Source organism: Tundrisphaera lichenicola (assembly GCF_051175385.1).
Taxonomy (GTDB): Bacteria; Planctomycetota; Planctomycetia; order Isosphaerales; family Isosphaeraceae; genus Tundrisphaera; species Tundrisphaera lichenicola.
The window spans coordinates 5,386,767-5,403,329 of record NZ_CP195106.1; the positions used below are offsets into that span (position 1 = coordinate 5,386,767).

Annotated in this window: 8 protein-coding genes; 1 reads left to right on the forward strand and 7 read right to left on the reverse strand. The window is 59.9% G+C overall.

The annotated features are described in order from the left end of the window. Positions 1–32: 32 nt before the first annotated feature. The 5 genes from P12x_RS21100 to P12x_RS21120 all read right to left on the reverse strand — a co-directional run bounded on the left by P12x_RS21100 (position 33) and on the right by P12x_RS21120 (position 9,542). The gene (locus tag P12x_RS21100) at positions 33–3,536 is read right to left on the reverse strand and encodes a hypothetical protein (RefSeq protein WP_435006726.1); all 3,504 of its coding nucleotides are present in this window, start codon (positions 3,534–3,536) and stop codon (positions 33–35) included. A gap of 595 nt (positions 3,537–4,131) precedes the next feature. Beyond that, the gene (locus P12x_RS21105; RefSeq protein ID WP_435006728.1) at positions 4,132–5,796 is read right to left on the reverse strand and encodes an SPFH domain-containing protein; all 1,665 of its coding nucleotides are present in this window, start codon (positions 5,794–5,796) and stop codon (positions 4,132–4,134) included. Further along, positions 5,793–7,427, reverse strand: a complete 1,635-nt coding sequence (locus P12x_RS21110; RefSeq protein ID WP_435006729.1) for an SPFH domain-containing protein — start codon at positions 7,425–7,427, stop codon at positions 5,793–5,795. The genes P12x_RS21105 and P12x_RS21110 overlap by 4 nt, the downstream gene beginning before the upstream one ends. Positions 7,428–8,154: 727 nt before the next feature. Continuing rightward, positions 8,155–8,592 carry a response regulator gene (locus P12x_RS21115; protein ID WP_435006730.1) on the reverse strand — a complete coding sequence of 146 codons (438 nt, stop codon included), beginning with the start codon at positions 8,590–8,592 and terminating at the stop codon, positions 8,155–8,157. Next, on the reverse strand, positions 8,589–9,542 hold the full coding sequence (locus P12x_RS21120) for an NAD(P)-dependent oxidoreductase (RefSeq protein ID WP_435006732.1): 954 nt from the start codon (positions 9,540–9,542) through the stop codon (positions 8,589–8,591). The genes P12x_RS21115 and P12x_RS21120 overlap by 4 nt, the downstream gene beginning before the upstream one ends. 310 nt (positions 9,543–9,852) lie before the next feature. Here P12x_RS21120 and P12x_RS21125 point away from each other — a divergent pair, with 310 nt between their 5' ends. Further along, entirely contained in the window at positions 9,853–10,860 is a 1,008-nt protein-coding gene (locus tag P12x_RS21125) for a DUF3500 domain-containing protein (RefSeq protein ID WP_435006733.1), read from the forward strand. A gap of 25 nt (positions 10,861–10,885) precedes the next feature. Here P12x_RS21125 and P12x_RS21130 read toward each other — a convergent pair whose 3' ends face one another. Both P12x_RS21130 and P12x_RS21135 read right to left on the reverse strand, forming a co-directional pair. Continuing rightward, positions 10,886–14,389: a protein kinase domain-containing protein gene (locus tag P12x_RS21130; protein WP_435006735.1), complete on the reverse strand. Its 3,504-nt coding sequence runs from the start codon at positions 14,387–14,389 to the stop codon at positions 10,886–10,888. A 159-nt stretch (positions 14,390–14,548) separates the two neighbouring features. Next, complete coding sequence (locus P12x_RS21135; RefSeq protein WP_435006736.1) at positions 14,549–15,886, reverse strand: hemolysin family protein; 1,338 nt, start codon at positions 15,884–15,886, stop codon at positions 14,549–14,551. Positions 15,887–16,563 lie beyond the last annotated feature (677 nt).

The window sequence follows — 16,563 nt, forward strand, 5'->3', positions numbered from 1 at the left end:
GCTGACGGCGGCCCCTACCTGATCGAGGTCCATCAATCGCCCTGGATCGCGTCGAGTCGGATCGCGTCGGCGATGACCAGTCCATCGGCCGATTCATTCGTCAATTCGATTTCGATCGTCGCTTCATCGGAAGTCACCTCCAATGCTGGATCCAGGATCGACCAGAATCCCAGGGTAACGCTCTCCTTCACCTGGGAAGCGTCGAAATCATCGCGATTCGGCATGTCGTCAGGATTGACGGCCCTGTCGGAATGCGACACGACCCTCGGTCTGCTTTGAGCGTCGACACTGATGGTGTATTTCGCCCTATCAGCGAGTGAGACCTTCGGCAGGCCGATTTCTTTGAGGATCGGGAGACTGAACGAAACCTTGTAAGTCCCTTGGGGAATTCTGTCGAAAGTCCATCTTATCCTCGCGAGTCGTTCTCCCGGCCTCGACGGCTCGGCGACGAGATAATTTTTGCCTCGAATGCTGGAATGCGGGTCCGAAGCCTGGCGAACCGGGGCCGACTTGACGATCCAACCTTCTCGTTCTGCCGTCTTCCCGCTTTCGGGTCGAGGTTGCGGGCCGTTTGCCTCCTGATCGACCTCGAAGCTTTTCCGGAAGATGGTCCTCAGGTACTGAAAGCGGCGGTAATTGTCGAAGGTCTTCCAGTTCTGGAGGATCGTCTTGAATTCGAGGTCTCCCAGATACCAACTCAGCGTCTCGTGGATCGGGAGAGCCCCACGCCCGGAATCCTCGTTGCTGCAAGTGAAGGTGATCACCCTGAAGAACGAATTGGCCTTGGAATACGTATCCTGTCGCTCGAGCTCTTCCTGAGTCGGGGGAGCTCCGGGATCGGGATTCGGGGCCGTTTCCTTCGATTGGGCGCCGGAGAGGCGTTGGAGCATATCGAAGGTAAAACTTCGCTTGAGATTCTCCACGGCCGCATCATTTCGATAGTAATTCACGTTCATCCGTGCGTTTCCGATCCCTGAGAGGGGAGTTGTCAGGAACTCTGTCCCTCTCATGAGCGGGTCGGTCACCTTCGCGGTCAACCAATTCGTGCCGTCCAGGAGTGGACTGGGCACGAGCCGTTTCAAGAGAGTCTCGTTGGAGAAGGCCCTGAGTTGGATCAGGATGACGCCCGACGTGTTCAGTTCCAACCATCGGCGGTGTTCCTCAAGCCACCCGACGGCGAGATCAATCCCATAATTGTCGTAATAGCCGGCATCAACGACCCTCCGAGGGCGGAGCGTTGGCATCGATACGGCCGGGGTGACGTACGGGAAGGTGGCGTTCATCCTCACGGCCTTCGCCAGCGTGAAGTGATCGTACTCCTTGGGAAAAAGGTGGAAGAGTTGAACCCCTGTGGTGGAGTAATAGGGGAAATCAGGGCCCGACTCGTATTTTTCTTCGCCTGTGTCCAAGTCGAAGCTGCCGTGATTGAGCATCAGGGAGCCCAGGTCGAGATTGCTGACGATCAGGCGTCGAGAATCCTCGACCATCACGGGTGAAAAGACCAGTGAAGGAAGCCGTCCCTGGGTTTCACCCGCCTCGGCCAGCAACTTGAAGGTCTTGTTGAGATGGTTCCCCGGCTGATCTTCCTCCCTGAACGCTTCCTCGCGGAGGACTTCCTCCAGGACCATGCCTCGGTCGGTCGGTGTCATACCCGGCATGGGTAGGATATCGACGTCGCCGAAGACCAGACGATGGATGACGGGGGTCAGGAAATCCTTGTGCAATTCGTGGTCAATCCTCTGGTCAACGACACTCATCGACTCGTGGTGATGGGATTCGGGAGCGTCGTCGCCGGGATTCGACTCCCTGAGACCTCGGGTCTGGGCCCATTGTGGCTCGATTCGTCCATTCGCTCCTGGGTCGCTCGACGAACCGGCCGGGGTGAGACCCGCCACATATCGGGCTGCCCCGAGCATCCCTCCCGAAGAACCGGTGATTAACCTCGTCCGGTCGGGAAACTCGGGGATAGCTCGTTCCAACTCGTAAAGGACCTTTTCGGCCCAGATCCCCGCCCTGAGACCGCCGCCGCTCACGGCCACGACGATCAATTTGGGCTTGGATTTCCGGTCGACCTCTCGCATGGCCCGATTCCGATTTTCCGGGTCCACGACCCAAGTTCCAACGGGCATCGGGACGTCGGAGGAAGCACGACGTGCGCCGTCCTTCCATCGTTCGAGCACCAAGCGATCGGACGACTTCTTGAGCTGGGGAGAGCCGAATTCTCCAAGCTTCGTGGTCCCGTCGGTCATGTAGCCTTCGAACCAAACGTCGAAACGAGACAGGTCCTTATGCACGTCCAGGGTGGTCATTCCCCGAACTTCGACCATCCCATTCTGCCAGAGCAGGACGAGGAGCACGAAGAGCGTAAGTAGCTGGATGCCCCGGCGAACGGCTCGCTCACGCCTCGGGCCTCCATATTTGATGACGAAACCGGAGACAACGGCGGTGAAAGTCGTGGTGAGAAACCCGAGAAACATGATTAACCAGCTGATGCTGAATGGGGCGGCGATCCAGTGACCTCCCAGCCAACTCGCGATGAGTGCGAGGAAGGCGGGCACTAGAAGGATAAGCATCACTTTCTTCGCGTACTTCCTGAGAACCCAGCTCGGCCAATGCAGTCGCCAGATCGCGACCACATTGACGATCGTCAGGAGTCCGACGAGGACGAACGCGCACGGCCTGGTCTGGTAATCTCGGACAACATCGAAGGTGTGAGCGATCAGGAGAGAGTTCAAGATCGGAATCACGATCAAGGAGAGGCCGGTCAGATTGACCGTCAAAGGGTATTCACACTTAGTTTCAACCGGGATGAGGTCGGTCTCTTTGGGGCGGTTCGATGAGCTCATCTCCGCGACCCATCGCACGATCCCGCAATCGATCACGAGTGAGCGGATCAGCAAGCCTCCCAGAGAGAGACCGGCGATCCATCCTCCACGCGAGACCGGGTCGAGCAGGCGATCCACGGCCAGGGCGGGAAATACCGCAGGAATGGCCAGGAGGAGTAAGATGGGGCGGAGACAGAGCCAGACGAAAGAACCGGGCTCTCTCCGATAGTGATCCTCGCTGTTAGGATCGGGTAGCAACTCCCGCCAGAGGGAGTTGACTCGGTGGGAGATCTGGTGATCTCGACTCATTCCTTTCCTGCCATCGAGCGATTGGTCGAACACGATCGTGGAGCTGAAATATCCGAGGAGCAAGAATAATGAAATCGTGAGGACGATCATCGAGGCGGAGACGACGGGGACGATCACCGCCCCGTCGATCGAGCTTCCGTCTCCCCAGAACAGATTGATCAAACCATATCCGGGTAGGACCAGGCCCAATGCCATCCCCAATAAAAGACCGATCTCGATTGCAAGGATCGGGGACTGCCAGATCAGATCCCAGTAGACTTCGAAACAGTTCCAGTAGGCCACCAGGATGGCCACGACTGCCCAGAGGGCGGCCCCATACTGAGCCCCGAACCAGATGCTCTCCCAGAGTCGGTCGTTAAAGCCTTCTTCGGGGACGCCCGGGGTCATCCAGAGAGTGATCACAAGGCCCGAGAGGGCTCCGATCAGGCAGGGAAGTAGAAACGACAGGAGATTAAAAACGACCGGCCTCGAAACCCTCGTCCCAGGTCCGTCGAACTCACTTTCTCGGGGGCGACCAATCGACGAGACAAAGATGAACCCGGACCAGATCGCTATCGAGAAAAAAGGCAAGGAATACCAGAGATAATCAGGGCGAAGTTCCTGCAAAGCCTTGGTCGCGGGCGGTTCGGCAAGTGCCATCAACCATAAGATGGCCACAATCGGCGCAAAAGCCGAAGCGAATATCCGGCGGAGATCAAACGCAGCGCGTGGGAACTGGTCCGTTATGTTAGCTGCACTCATGAGTTAACCTCAGAAAATGTTGACCTACGACAAACACGAGCGTAGTTGAACCTTATCAAAAAAGAGTCCGCGAAAGAAAGCGACCAGATCGGGCCCTGATACCCAGATTACGATCGGAGGCCTTGGGTACACTTTGCTCGACCCATTTCGCATGCTGAATCGCACCAGTCGCTCCGTCTGCACGATTCAATAAAAAAGCCCACCTCGGTGTCGAGGTGGGCTTGGATGGTCGATCTCAGTGAGGGAATTCGTCAGATCAAGGCTTGGGATCTGCGACCTTCTTGATACCGATGGAGGAATCTTCAGCCAGCTTTCCCAGCATGACTTGCTCAAACCCCTTCAGGTCGGTCCAGAAAGTCCCCGGGCCGGCGTAGAAGATTCCCAGTCGGATCTCCTCGGGCAGTCCTTCGGCGAAGACATAACGGTTGTAGGCGTCTGGCCCTCCGAGTGACTGCACATACTGGCGATAGCGCTCGGCCTCGGCCTGCTTGGACAGTTCGATCGTCTTCGCGTTCGCCTCGCCCAGGGTCTTGGTGATCTGAGCCTGAACGATGGCAGTCTTGGCATCGATCTGGGCGCGATCCCGCTCGGTGGTCGCCTCGATCTCCTTGGCTTTCTTCTCCCCCTCCGCGGTGACTTCTGCGATCATCTTGGCCGTCTCGGCGCGGGTCCTTTCCTGCTCCTGGATTACCTTGGCCTTGGCCTCGGAGAGGTCGGCCTGGGCCTTCGCGGTCAGTTGCTCTTGCTCTCGCGTTTTGGTCAACTCCTCGGCGACCCTGGCCTTCTGGATCGGCTCTCGGACCTGGTTCGGCACGTAAATATGCCGGGTGAGGCCGAACAGGAGCGTCAAGTTCTTCTGACCCAGGACGCTCGCAAGTTCCTCGGCGGTATCGGTCTGGAACTGTTCGCGTGTGTCGCCCACGAGGAGGTCGACCGCCCCTTTCTTCGAGCCATGAAGTCGGCAGATCGAACCAATCTGCGGGAGGATTACCTTCTGCTCGACGTCCTTGAGCGTGCCGAATTGCCGGACTACATCGGGCGCCTGGTCGGGCATGATCCCCCAAATCGCGGTGTAGTCGAGATGGATCGGAAATCCATCGTTCGACGGGAATTCGATCCCGGTATCGGGCAGATAGTCCGGGTCCTTGGCGGTCGTTTCGCCGAGTCGGGCGTTGATGTTCACGGCGCTCGAACCATCGCGAGTCCGTACGACCTGGGTCGTTTCGTTGAATCCGACGCTAATGATGTCGATTCTCTTCTCCTCGGGATTCAGGAAGTAAATCCCCGGCTGGAGGATGTCGTCCTGAATGCCTTGCTCCTCGCGAGTCAGCGGGTTGCCCGTCTTATTCGTTACCACTCCGACGTAACCGGGCGGGATCAGGGCGTGGTCCCCGGCCGTCTTGGCAGACTTGGGCCGAGTCTCGACGCAGGCGTCCACGTCAACCAGCTTGACATCATAGCCGTAGATGTTGAAGCGATATCGCCCCGGGGTGAGGACCCGCCGCCAGACACCTCGATCTCCCTCGACATCGACCAGGTAGCTTCCCCCCGCCCGACTCCGGCCCACCTTGGCGGTGACCAGTCCAATCTTTCCCGGTTCGATCAGGATGTCGGGTACCAGTTCCGTCTCGAACTCTAGCGGCGAGTAGAAGTGACGTCCTGGGCCAGGCATCGCCTCCAGGATACCCACCTGCATCGGTCGTCCCGAGCTATCGAGCCTCACGAGCGTACCGTCGGGCGCCTGTTCCATCTTGCCGATCGCGAACGGGAAAGGGCCCTTGTAGCGGAGCAAGAGGCTATTGCCGGGCGGGACCTCGATCCGACAAACCATCCACTGCCAGATCCCGAAATATCCGAAGGCGGCCAGGACGAGGAGGAATGCCGAAGTCCTGGCGGACCGAATCCATCGATGATTATTCATGGCTTAGCCTCCGCAGAAGCGAACGGGGGAGAGGGAAGTTCGCCCGAGCCGACGGGCCCGGCAGTCGCCGTCCCGGCCGAGTGGGAGGGGACCGTTCGATCCCCAGGCTTGAGGAACTGGCCGAAAAGCTCCATCAACGGTCCTTCGGAGTTGGTCATGATGGAGCGGAATCCCGGGGCCAGCTTGCCCATCAGGATATTCTGAGCCATGGCCGCACCGTCGCCGTTGAAGGCGGCCACTCGAGAGGCCAGGCCGGCCAGCTCGGCCGTGTTGTTGAACCGGATCACGTCGGCATCCGCCTGGGCCTTGGCCACGATGGCCGAGGCCTTGTCCTTGGCGGCTTCCAGTTGGGTCTGGGTGACCTTCAGCTTTTGCTCGGCCAGGGTTACGGCCACGGCGTTATCCTGCTCGGCCTTGGTCGTCTGGACGATCACCTTCCCCTCGGCCCCGACGATCTCCTGCTTCTGGGCGGCCAGAAGAATCTCGATCTGGAGTCGGGCCTCGGAGAGTTGCTGGATCCTCTCCTGATTGAACTGGGCGAGCTTCTGCTTGGCGACCTCGCGATCCCGGACCGGCGAGGCGATATCCTGAGGGGGCTCGACCCGCGTGATTGCCACCGCAAGAATCTCGACCCCCTGCTTCTTGCAGTTCTCCGTGAGGCTCTGGACCAGATTCCTCTGGAAGATCTCGCGGTCGATACCGCTGATAAACTGGCCTCCGTTGAGCTTCGATCCGCCGGTCCGGCACAGCGATCGGCTCTCCGGGGTGATGATCTTGGAGATGATCTCCTCGTCGATCACATCGCCATTGTCGTCTTCGTTGTATTTCACGAAGACCTCGGAGGCTCGCTCGGGGATAACCCGAAACTCAACCACTCCATCGAGGACGACGGGGAAGCCGTCCGAGGAGAGGAAGTCCATCGCCGATCCCTCACCCAGGTTGAACCGCTTGGATCGACAATCAACGAGACTGACTCGCGTCTCATAAGGGTTGAGGTAATAGGTCCCCGGCTCCAGTGCCTTATTCTGAACGCCCCGCTCTCCGTCTCCCACCAGGAAGTTATTGGGGTCTTTGGGCTTCCGGCCGGAAACGAGAGTGACGACCCCCCGAAAGCCGGAGGGGACGGTCACGGGGTCATGAAGTTCGAATTTCACAGCGTAGGGATTGTAAGGGTAGCGACCGGGTAGCTCGACCTTGCGAAGGATTCCCTTTTGCCCTGGTTCCGCCAGGTTGGAGCCTGCGGGAAGGTCTTCGCCATCCAGGGCTATCCTGATGCCGATCTTGCCACCCGGAATCACAAATTGATCCGATATCTCCCAATCCCAATAAAACGGGTTGTAGAAATACCGACCTTCGGTCAAGACGCCCTCGTATGGACCTTCGGTCTGGACGCCTTTGTAGTATCTCCCGTCGAGTCGAGCGGGCGCGAGTTCTTGATCGCGAGTCAGGTCGAGACCAACTTTGCGGATCAGGACCGCCTGCTTCCCCGTGCCGACATCGACCTTGCAGGCGTTGTAAGCCAGGAGGGCCAGGATGGGGATGCCGATCAAGGACACCGCGGCGAGAATTCGGAGGTCGAACTGTCGAGGGGGACGCGGTCGACCCTCGTTTCTGGGTGCAAAACCACTCATGGGAATTGGGCTCCTCCGTCGGGGCCTCGAAGCGATCGAGCTTCACGCTCGTAAGTCACCGATGCGCCGAGATATTCGCGGGTCGGATCGGGATATTTTAACGCGCCGTCGGAGCGATGGCCGTCGACTTGTCCAGATCGGTCGATTTGGGCAGTCGTCGGGATCGTGAGAAAGATGAGTTATTAGGGCGCGCGAAAACGCCCCGGAGGGCCGGGGCGTAGTTGGTTCGATTGAAATGGTCGAGGGCTCCCCGCCAATCCGCGGAGGAGACGATCACGCTCAGGCGTTCGCTTATTTCTTGCGATGGCGGATCTTGCTCCGCATCCGGCGCTTCTTGCGACCCACCTTTCGGCGACCCTTTCCACGGCGGCGACTGGCCATACGATCTCCTGGTCAAGCGATTTGAAGAGCCATCCGAGCGTTCACCAAGTCCTGCCCAGAACGCCTTGAAAGCGCGGGCGACTTGGGAAAGCTCCGAGTTTACCCGGATGACTCGATCGACTCAAGGCCAGGGCACTTCAGATGTCCACGAATCGGAAATTCTCGTTCATCAAGGCCTCTCAAAGGCCTTCAATACCAAAAGGGCCTCTCCAATTCCCCAACTCGACCCGCAATTCATAAGCGAAAAAACGAAAAACGGTCGCTCAGCTCCGATCCTCGTCGAGGGATTCTTGGTAGGAGGGGATCCGGCAAGGCGAAACCTGTCAACTTGTTTAAGGCCTGAGGTTTAGGTAGCCGACGAGGTTCGGGAACTATCTGGTTTACTCGAACATTTTCTTAGCTTGTCGACCATTTCATGCACGTTGATCGGCTTGAGGAAGACCCATTCCACACCCATCCGATCCGATTCATCGGGGTCGATATCCCAGCCGGTCATCAAGGAGATTCGAGGAGGCGGGACCAGGTTACGGGCCGCGAGCACCACATCGCGACCATCAAAGTCGGGGAGTCGAAGATCGGTCACGACGAAATCGAAACCTACGTCATCTCGCAGGGCCGCGAATGCGGAAGTCGCGTCATTGACATCGACCACATCAAAACCCGCTACCGTCAATAGCCGAGATAATGCCTTACGGCCTGCCTCATGATCGTCCACCAAAAGAACACGCCGACGTGGCAGAACGGCTTGGCTCACCATCGAAGGTGGGTCTTCTTCTACGATCATGTCGACTCTCCACCAGAAGAGCGCTCGGGCTTACCCATTATAGCGCCCCAATCCAATGAGGAAAGCGATGATAGCGCCAGCATCAACGCGTGTGTCCCCTTTCGCCCGTAACCCTGGGCTTCGACCGCCCGATAGAGTTGCTCCGCGAGGGCGAGGCCCGGCAAGGAAAGCCTCAACCGCTTCGACTCGGCCAGGGCGATCCCCATATCCTTGAGAAAGTGCTCCACGAAGAAGCCCGGGTCGAAATTTCCGGCGATCATCCTGGGCCCCAGATTATTAAGGCTCCAGGAACCGGCCGCCCCACTTCCGATGCTCTGCAGGACCGTATTGAGATCCAGCCCCGCTCGATAGCCATAAAGAAGGCCCTCGCAGACTCCGATCATTCCGCTTGCGATCAGGATCTGGTTGACCATCTTGGTGTGCTGGCCCGAGCCGGCGGGACCTTGATGGACGATCGTCTTACCCATCACCTCGAAGAGAGGGCGGAGCGATTCGACGACCTCCGCCTCGCCTCCGATCATGATCGAAAGGCGTGCTTCCTTGGCTCCGACATCCCCCCCCGAGACCGGGGCATCGACCGAGTGGACCCCCTTCTTCAGGGCGAGTCCAGCGATCTCGACGGCAAGGGCCGGCTCGCTGGTCGTCATATCGACCAGGATCGAACCGGGCCTGGCTCCCTGGAGTGTTCCCTCGCTGCCCAGGGTGACCGACCGGACATCTTCGGGATAGCCGACGATCGTGAACACAACGTCCGAGGATTCGGAAACCTCCCTGGGCGACTTCGCGGCCTTCGCCCCGCGTTCCACCAATCCCGCCATTTTCCCCGGGCTTCGATTGTAAACTGTCGTCGAAAAGCCAGAAGCGATCAGATGGCCGCACATCGAGGTGCCCATCACACCCGTTCCAATCCAGCCAACCTTCGTGGAACCTGGCGAAAGAATTTTTGCCATCTTCAACTCCGAGGATTGATGCCTACGTCACATCGAAAGGGTCGATCGACCTTTGAGTTCGAGAAACTAGTATTCCAACGTCCCATGATCAAATTCAACCAGGACCATTTCGCTGATCTCAGTGCTCCGAGAGAAAATAAGGCAAAAGCAATTCCAACGACCAGCCCAGGAGAATAATTCGAGGCGCGGCCCGGATCAACCGTTAAGATGTCGGACTGTCTAGCGATGACGAGCGGCCGATTCGGGCATAATCGGCCCGAGAATCGGGTCGTTCCTTCGGGTCAATTCCGCCTTATTCTGGAGCTGGATCATGCATCGACTCAAACCGAGCCTGGCCCTGGCCGCCGCAGGAGTTATCGGAATCGCTCTCTGGGCTGGGGCTCGGGTCGACTCGACCGGCAACCAGATGACGGAATCCGCCTCCCGATTTCTCAAAGCACTCGATGATAATCAGAAGGGTCAGGCCACCTTCGGATTCGAAGATCCTGAACGCCTGAACTGGCACTTCATTCCCAGGCCCCGCAAAGGGCTTCCGATCAAATCCATGACACCTGCCCAGAGGGCCCTGGCGTTCGGATTGGTCCAAAGTGGCCTAGGGGGATCCGGGTTCCTGAAGGCGACGACGATCATGAGCCTGGAAGCCATCCTCAATGAGATGGAGCAAGGTAAAGGCCCGGTTCGCGACCCCGAACTCTATTACCTTTCCATTTTCGGCACACCCTCGGAATCGGGTCGATGGGGCTGGAGGGTGGAAGGCCATCACCTTTCGCTCAACTTCACCCTGGAGGATGGGGCGATCGTCTCCGCCACGCCCGCGTTCTTCGGCTCGAACCCGGGAGAGGTCCGACAGGGCCCTCGTCAAGGTCTTCGGACCCTGGCCGATCTCGAAGATCGGGCACTCCGGCTGCTCCAGGCATTGACCGAGGAGCAGAAGAAGATCGCAGTGACGGCCGACACGGCCCCGGCGGATGTTCGAGCCGCCAACCTCCCTCAGCCCCCGACGGACGCCGCCGAGGGGATCTCCTATGAACAGCTCGATTCGGATCAGAAGCCGATGCTTCAATCACTCGTCGAGGCTTACACGGCCGACATGACGCCCGAGGTCGCCACCGCCTGGCTGAACGAGATCAAGAAGGCTGGCCCCGAGAACGTCCGATTCTCCTGGACTGGTGCTCCCGATCGGAACTCCGGGCACGCTTACAAAGTTCAGGGGCCGACCTTCCTGATCGAATTCAACAACACCCAGAACAACGCCAACCACGTCCACGCCGTCTGGCGGAACATGCTGGGCGACTTCGCCTTGCCTCTCTCGAAGTGAGAAGGAAAGCGACGAACCGGAGACTTCAAGTATCCAGGATCTGGATGAAAGGCTCGGCCAGCCCCTCGACTTCGACCTCGAAGATCGAGGGGACGAGCCTTCGATTCTCCAGGAGTGCCGCGACTCGGGGATCGGACGCGACGGATCGGGTCAAGACAACCTGCCCACCTTTCGCAAACCCGGTCAATCTCGAAGCGACTCGAACGGTGGTCCCGAAGTAGTCGAGGTGGTCATTCAACGTTGCGACCATCACCGATCCTCGGTGAATCCCCACCCTTAGCTTCAAGACGCCGGTCATCTCGCCGATGGCGAGGTCGCTCGAGAGCGCGAGCCCCGCGCGAAGCGCCGCGGCGGGATCGGTGAAGGCGGAAACCGTACCTTCATGCACGGTCTTGATGAGCGCCCCACCTTCGAGCCGCACCCTCTCATCGATCCTTCGGAATTGCTCATGAATCATGGCGAATGCTCGCGCATCGCCAAGCTCCGAGTAGAGGTCTCCAGACTGATCGAGATCCGTCACCATCAAGGTCACGGTCTCGAGGTTGATGAGCTGCCCGGCGGACAGGATTTCTCCGGGGAATAGCTCCCGGAACAATGCGAGCGATGACGCTCGAGCCGCGGTCAGGGCGTCGTCGCGAGGGGCGGTTCGTTCGACTCGGACCAACACCTCGCGGTCGGTGCTGTTCGCAAGCGCCAGGACTTGCCCCCCCGATCGGAGAGTTCGCGGCAGATCGGCGGTCGGACCTCGACCAAGGTCCAGGTCCCACCTTCGAAATGCCGCAGCCGGCTCCACCCGGAAATCGATCGCGTAGGGTAACTGAGGGCCTCGGAGCTGGTATGTGCCGGGCTCGAGGACCAGATCGAGTGTGAGCCTCTCGTCGGCCGCTATACGGGCCTGCGCCGCAACATGAGGAGAGTGAGAGGGACTGCCCGCGCAATAAGTCCCGAGATCGGTCTCGCGAATCTCGGGGTGGACCCGAAAGATTAACTCGACCGAATTGGCGAAGTCGAGGTCAAAGTCGAGGCGGCAAGCCTCGCAACTCCCGTGTTCCCGGAGATTTCGGAGGGTATCGATCACCTGCGAGGGAATCCGGCAGACCGGGCAGAGGATATCCCAAAGCAAGACCAGGACCCCTTCCGCCGCCCCCCGAAGACAGGCTTCCACCACCGAGTCGGCATCGAGGCCGAGTCGACGAGCCATCGCAAGAGGCCGAATCCGTGCGACCTCCTGGTCCGGCGCGAGTTCGAGAAAGTCGCCAAGCCTCTCTACCACCTTGAGATCAGCCCCACGCTCTCCGAGCGAATCCAACCAAAGTTCGAGGCGACGTCGTCGCTCACCGGTGAGGGGTTCGGGAGGCTCGAACGGGTCGATGATCGGATCTCGTCCCAGCTTTCCGGTCAAAGTCGCGTCGATCCGGCGATAGACCCGGTCGATCCCCTTTCGTCCCCTGGTCCCGATCTCGACCGCCGCGAGGGTCCGTCCGATCACCCCTCGAGGCTTCACCCGGACCTGATGGACGAGGTTCGTCCCCCCCCCCGAGCGGGGAGATAATTCGACCACGCTCACGAACCACTCGAAGGGGCCTCGGTCGAATTCTCGGACCACTCCCATCCGTCTCCCTTCGATCCACTCGAAGGGATGCTCGCGCCAAGCGAAGTCGACGCCGGCCTTGCGAAATCGCCCCGATCGCTTCGAGCCCGAATCTCCCTCGGGCTCGTCCTCGAACCGGACAGAGTTCAGGCCGATGGCCCGATTGAACCGCTCGGTATTCGAGACCATCGGCCAGAGGGCTCGGGGGGTAGCTTCCATCTCCCATCGCCAGTCGTAGGTGAGGATCTCGCGAGGATCGCACTCGGGAAGTCTGGGATGGACCTCCAGTCCGGTAGGCTCGCCGCGGAGGAGTCGCTCCAGGTCCTGGAGCATCTCGCCGGAATCGGCATACCGGCGAGCGGCCTCCTTCGCCATGGCCTTGAAGACGATCGAGGTGACAGCATCGCTGGCCCTCGGATTGGCCATTTTCAGGTCGGGCACCGGCTCGGTCCGGTGCTTGGCCATGACGATCATGGGCGAGTCGCCGGTATACGGCGGGCGGCCCGCCAGCAATGAGTAGAGCGTGGCACCCATAGCATAGACGTCGGCGGGAGGTCCGATCTCGGGGTCGCCGGCGCACTGCTCGGGGCTCATATAAAGCGGTGTCCCGATAATTGCACCGGCGCGGGTCAAGACCAGCGATTCCGACTCGACGACATGCCGAGCAAGCCCGAAGTCGGACAGCTTCACCCGGAGCGGGCCAGTGGGCGTTTCCGAGTCGGACACGACCAGGATGTTTTCGGGCTTCACGTCTCTGTGAACGATCCCCCGCTCGTGGGCGAAGCCCAGGCCTCGGGCCACGTCCGCCAAGATCGCGAGTGCATCCTGCTCCGAGGTCGGTACCCGTTCCAGCATCCAGGCCGCCAGGTCTGTCCCCTGGACGAATTCGAGGGCCAGGTAGTGGATCCCCTCGTCCTCGTTGACCTCGATGAAATTGGTCACCCAGGGGTTATTGACCTCGGCCAGGAGGCGAGCTTCCTTGAGGAACCGCCGGAGCGAGTCGGGGCGACGGGCGATGGACGGATGGAGGACCTTGATCGCCACGATTGAGCCGTCTGAAAGATCCCGGGCTCGGAAGACCGTGCCCATCCCCCCCTGCCCTAGCGTTTCTAATAGTTTGAATCGGCCGAGTTGATCGCGATCGGTCCCCGGTCCCGGTTCGGAGGGCTCGGTCTCCTCATTGAAGATTCCCGTGACCGAGGTATCCCCGACAAATCCCGTCACGGCGAGCGCGGAGCGGGTCGCGACCAGGTCGGCGGCGAGTCTGGCCGCAACCGATTGCGAGGTCGGTCGTGCCGTAGGATCGGCGTTCAGCATTTGACGGATCAGCGAGGCCAAGTCGGGAGACGGCTCTGTAACAGCATCCGATGGGCCGTTGATCCCTCTGGAGAAAAGTAACCCTAAAACGAAAACATCGGTCGCCGCGTCCGGTTCGACTCCTCCCAACAGCTCCGGAGCAACCAGCTTGTCGACCTCGACCTCGGCAGAGTCGAATCCATCCACCAACAATCCCGACCAGTCCAGCGCGATTCGGCCATCCTCGCGGAGGAAGATCGTGGAAGGGCCGAGGCATCCATGGACCAGTCCGACTCGATGACCAGCCGCCAGGGCCTTGGCCAGTTCGATGGCCTGGGTGATCGAGTCGAGGCGATCGTAGCCGGATTCCGCCAGGCTCCGGCCTTCGAATCCCTCGCGGACCAGAGTCGGGGGGCTACCCTCGATATCCAGGAACAGGATTCGAGCCGCGGACGGATGCTCGATCAATCTGGCCCGCTGGAGCCTCCGCTGGATGGGGGGCCATCGAAGCGGATCGGCCCGGGCCCCTTCGAGGACGAGAACCTCGACCGAGGCCCCTCCTTCTCGATCCAGGGCGTGGTAACGAACCCCATCTCGCCCCGCGCCGAGCTGGCTGATCAGTCTGAAGCGGCCAAAGCTCATGAGTGGACCATGTCGATGAAGAGACATCCCGACGCGCGAGTGCTGGTCACGAATCCTGATCTGACTCCGTCGAGCTTAACGAACCGGAGGCCCAATCGCGATCGATTCCGTTACTCCTGGGTTAGTCCTGGCAATGACTTGCCCCATCCAAGTGCCCGCTCAACCTTTCCGTTCAATCTTGACGGATTGCGTTGTGTCCTTGGGTGAGGGCTCGACCCGGATGGTCCGGATCCGGGTAGGGTCAGCCCGGACGACCGTCAACCGATGATGAGACAGGCTCACGGAATCTCCGACCTTGGCGAGCCTGCCGAGGATGTCGAGGATCAATCCGCCGGCGGTTTCCGCGTCGGTCTCGGGGAGCTCGATCCCGCAGGCATCCGCCAAAACATCGAGCGGGCAGGTCGCGTCGACTTCGAAGTTCCCCTTCTCTATTTCGGTGATCAACGGAGTCTCACGGTCGAATTCGTCCTGAATCTCCCCGACGAGTTCCTCCAGTACATTCTCCAGGCTGACCATCCCGACCACTCCTCCATATTCGTCGAGGAGCATGGCCAGGTGGACCCGGTTCTTCTGGAATTCGTTGAGGAGTTGATCGAGCCGGAGCGAGTCCGGCAAGAATGGCACCGTTCGGGCATACTTCCGGAGGTCGGGGCGATTACCCGCGCCTCCGCTGGCCCGGAAAAGATCCTTGACGTGGATCATGCCGATCACGGTCGTCAGGTCGCTCTCGCAGAGCGGATACCGCGTGTGCCCCGCCTGTCGAGCAACCCTCAAATTATCTTCGAGAGGCCTGGAGAGGCTGAGGTACACGATATCGGGCCTGGGGACCATGACCCTCCGGGCGGTCTTCTGCTCCAGGTTGAGGACGTTCTCGATCATCTTCCGCTCGCTCCGCGAGAGATGACCTCCGTCTACGCTTTCGGCCACGATATGCCGAAGTTCCTCTTCGGTGTGGGCCACCTCGGCGTGGTCGGATCGGCCCAGTCCGATCGCCCAGAGCGTCATGTTGCTCGCGTTGTTGAGCAGCCAGATGACCGGGAAGAAGACGTAATAGAACGCGATCAGGACGGGGGCCGTCACCAGAGCGATGGTCTTGGCCGATCGGATCGCCAGGCTCTTGGGGGCCTGCTCGCCGAGGGCCATGTGCAGGAACGTGACCGTCGAGAACGCCAGCAACCACGGAAGCGTCAACGCGCCGACGTGCCATGCCTCTCCGACAAACCCGAACGACTTCAGGAGCGGTTCGAACGACTCGACAACCTTATCGATCTCGTAACCCAGGGCCAGGCTGGCCACGGTGATCCCGAGCTGCGAGGCCGACAGATAGGCATCGAGATGGTCGAGCGACCGGCTGGTCAGCTTGGCCGCCCAGTTCCCCTTCTCCACCAACTGGTCGATCTGGCTGGTCCGGACTTTGACCAGGGCGAACTCGGCGGCAACAAAAAAACCGTTAACGAAGATCAGGCCGGCGATGACCAGAAACTGGGAGACGTCCATGAGGCGGGGCGTCCGATCGGGAGTGAGGCAAGGAGGGCCGCTCGACGGGAAGTGGATCCGGCCACCGCGATCATCCCCGGGCTTGTGAGAAATATAACCGAACCGGATGGACGCCGCACTTCGAAAATCGAGGACCTTCCCCCCGCCGGTATAGTCGGAGAATCCAGACCGGACAATGGGTTCGTTCCGTCGGGCCTCAATGGGTTCGTTCCGGCAAGCGACAATGGGTTCGTTCCATCGAGCGACAATGGGTTCGTTCCGCCAACCAACATTGGCTTCGTTCCGCCAACCAACATTGGCTTCGTTCCGCCAACCAACATTGGCTTCGTTCCGTCGAGCGACAATGGGTTCGTTCCGTCGAGCGACAATGGGTTCGTTCCGTAGCTCGAACTCACCTCCCGTTTCTGAAATCATGCCTGGGCTATTCCTGGTTTCGGGAATCGTATCGAAGATCGACTGCGGAAGAGGCGCGGTGAATCGAACGAATTACCTTCCTCGATAAGATCGATTCTTCAAGGAACGGGTAGCCTCCTATTTCGCCGGATTCTCGACGATTGGGCCGCGAACCGGCCGAGAGGGGTGGATCATTCGCGACCCGGAGTGGCGACGCGAGCGATAAACTCGATGGCCGGTTGCCTCGTCCCGGATAAGCTGGACGAGCATCCATCGCACCAACA

Bases quoted from the DNA above. Each gene is read 5' to 3' on its own strand.
- P12x_RS21105 (WP_435006728.1), bottom strand. From the start codon at position 5,796: ATGAATAATCATCGATGGATTCGGTCCGCCAGGACTTCGGCATTCCTC.
- P12x_RS21110 (WP_435006729.1), bottom strand. From the start codon at position 7,427: ATGAGTGGTTTTGCACCCAGAAACGAGGGTCGACCGCGTCCCCCTCGA.
- P12x_RS21115 (WP_435006730.1), bottom strand. From the start codon at position 8,592: ATGATCGTAGAAGAAGACCCACCTTCGATGGTGAGCCAAGCCGTTCTG.
- P12x_RS21120 (WP_435006732.1), bottom strand. From the start codon at position 9,542: ATGGCAAAAATTCTTTCGCCAGGTTCCACGAAGGTTGGCTGGATTGGA.
- P12x_RS21125 (WP_435006733.1), top strand. From the start codon at position 9,853: ATGCATCGACTCAAACCGAGCCTGGCCCTGGCCGCCGCAGGAGTTATC.
- P12x_RS21130 (WP_435006735.1), bottom strand. From the start codon at position 14,389: ATGAGCTTTGGCCGCTTCAGACTGATCAGCCAGCTCGGCGCGGGGCGA.
- P12x_RS21135 (WP_435006736.1), bottom strand. From the start codon at position 15,886: ATGGACGTCTCCCAGTTTCTGGTCATCGCCGGCCTGATCTTCGTTAAC.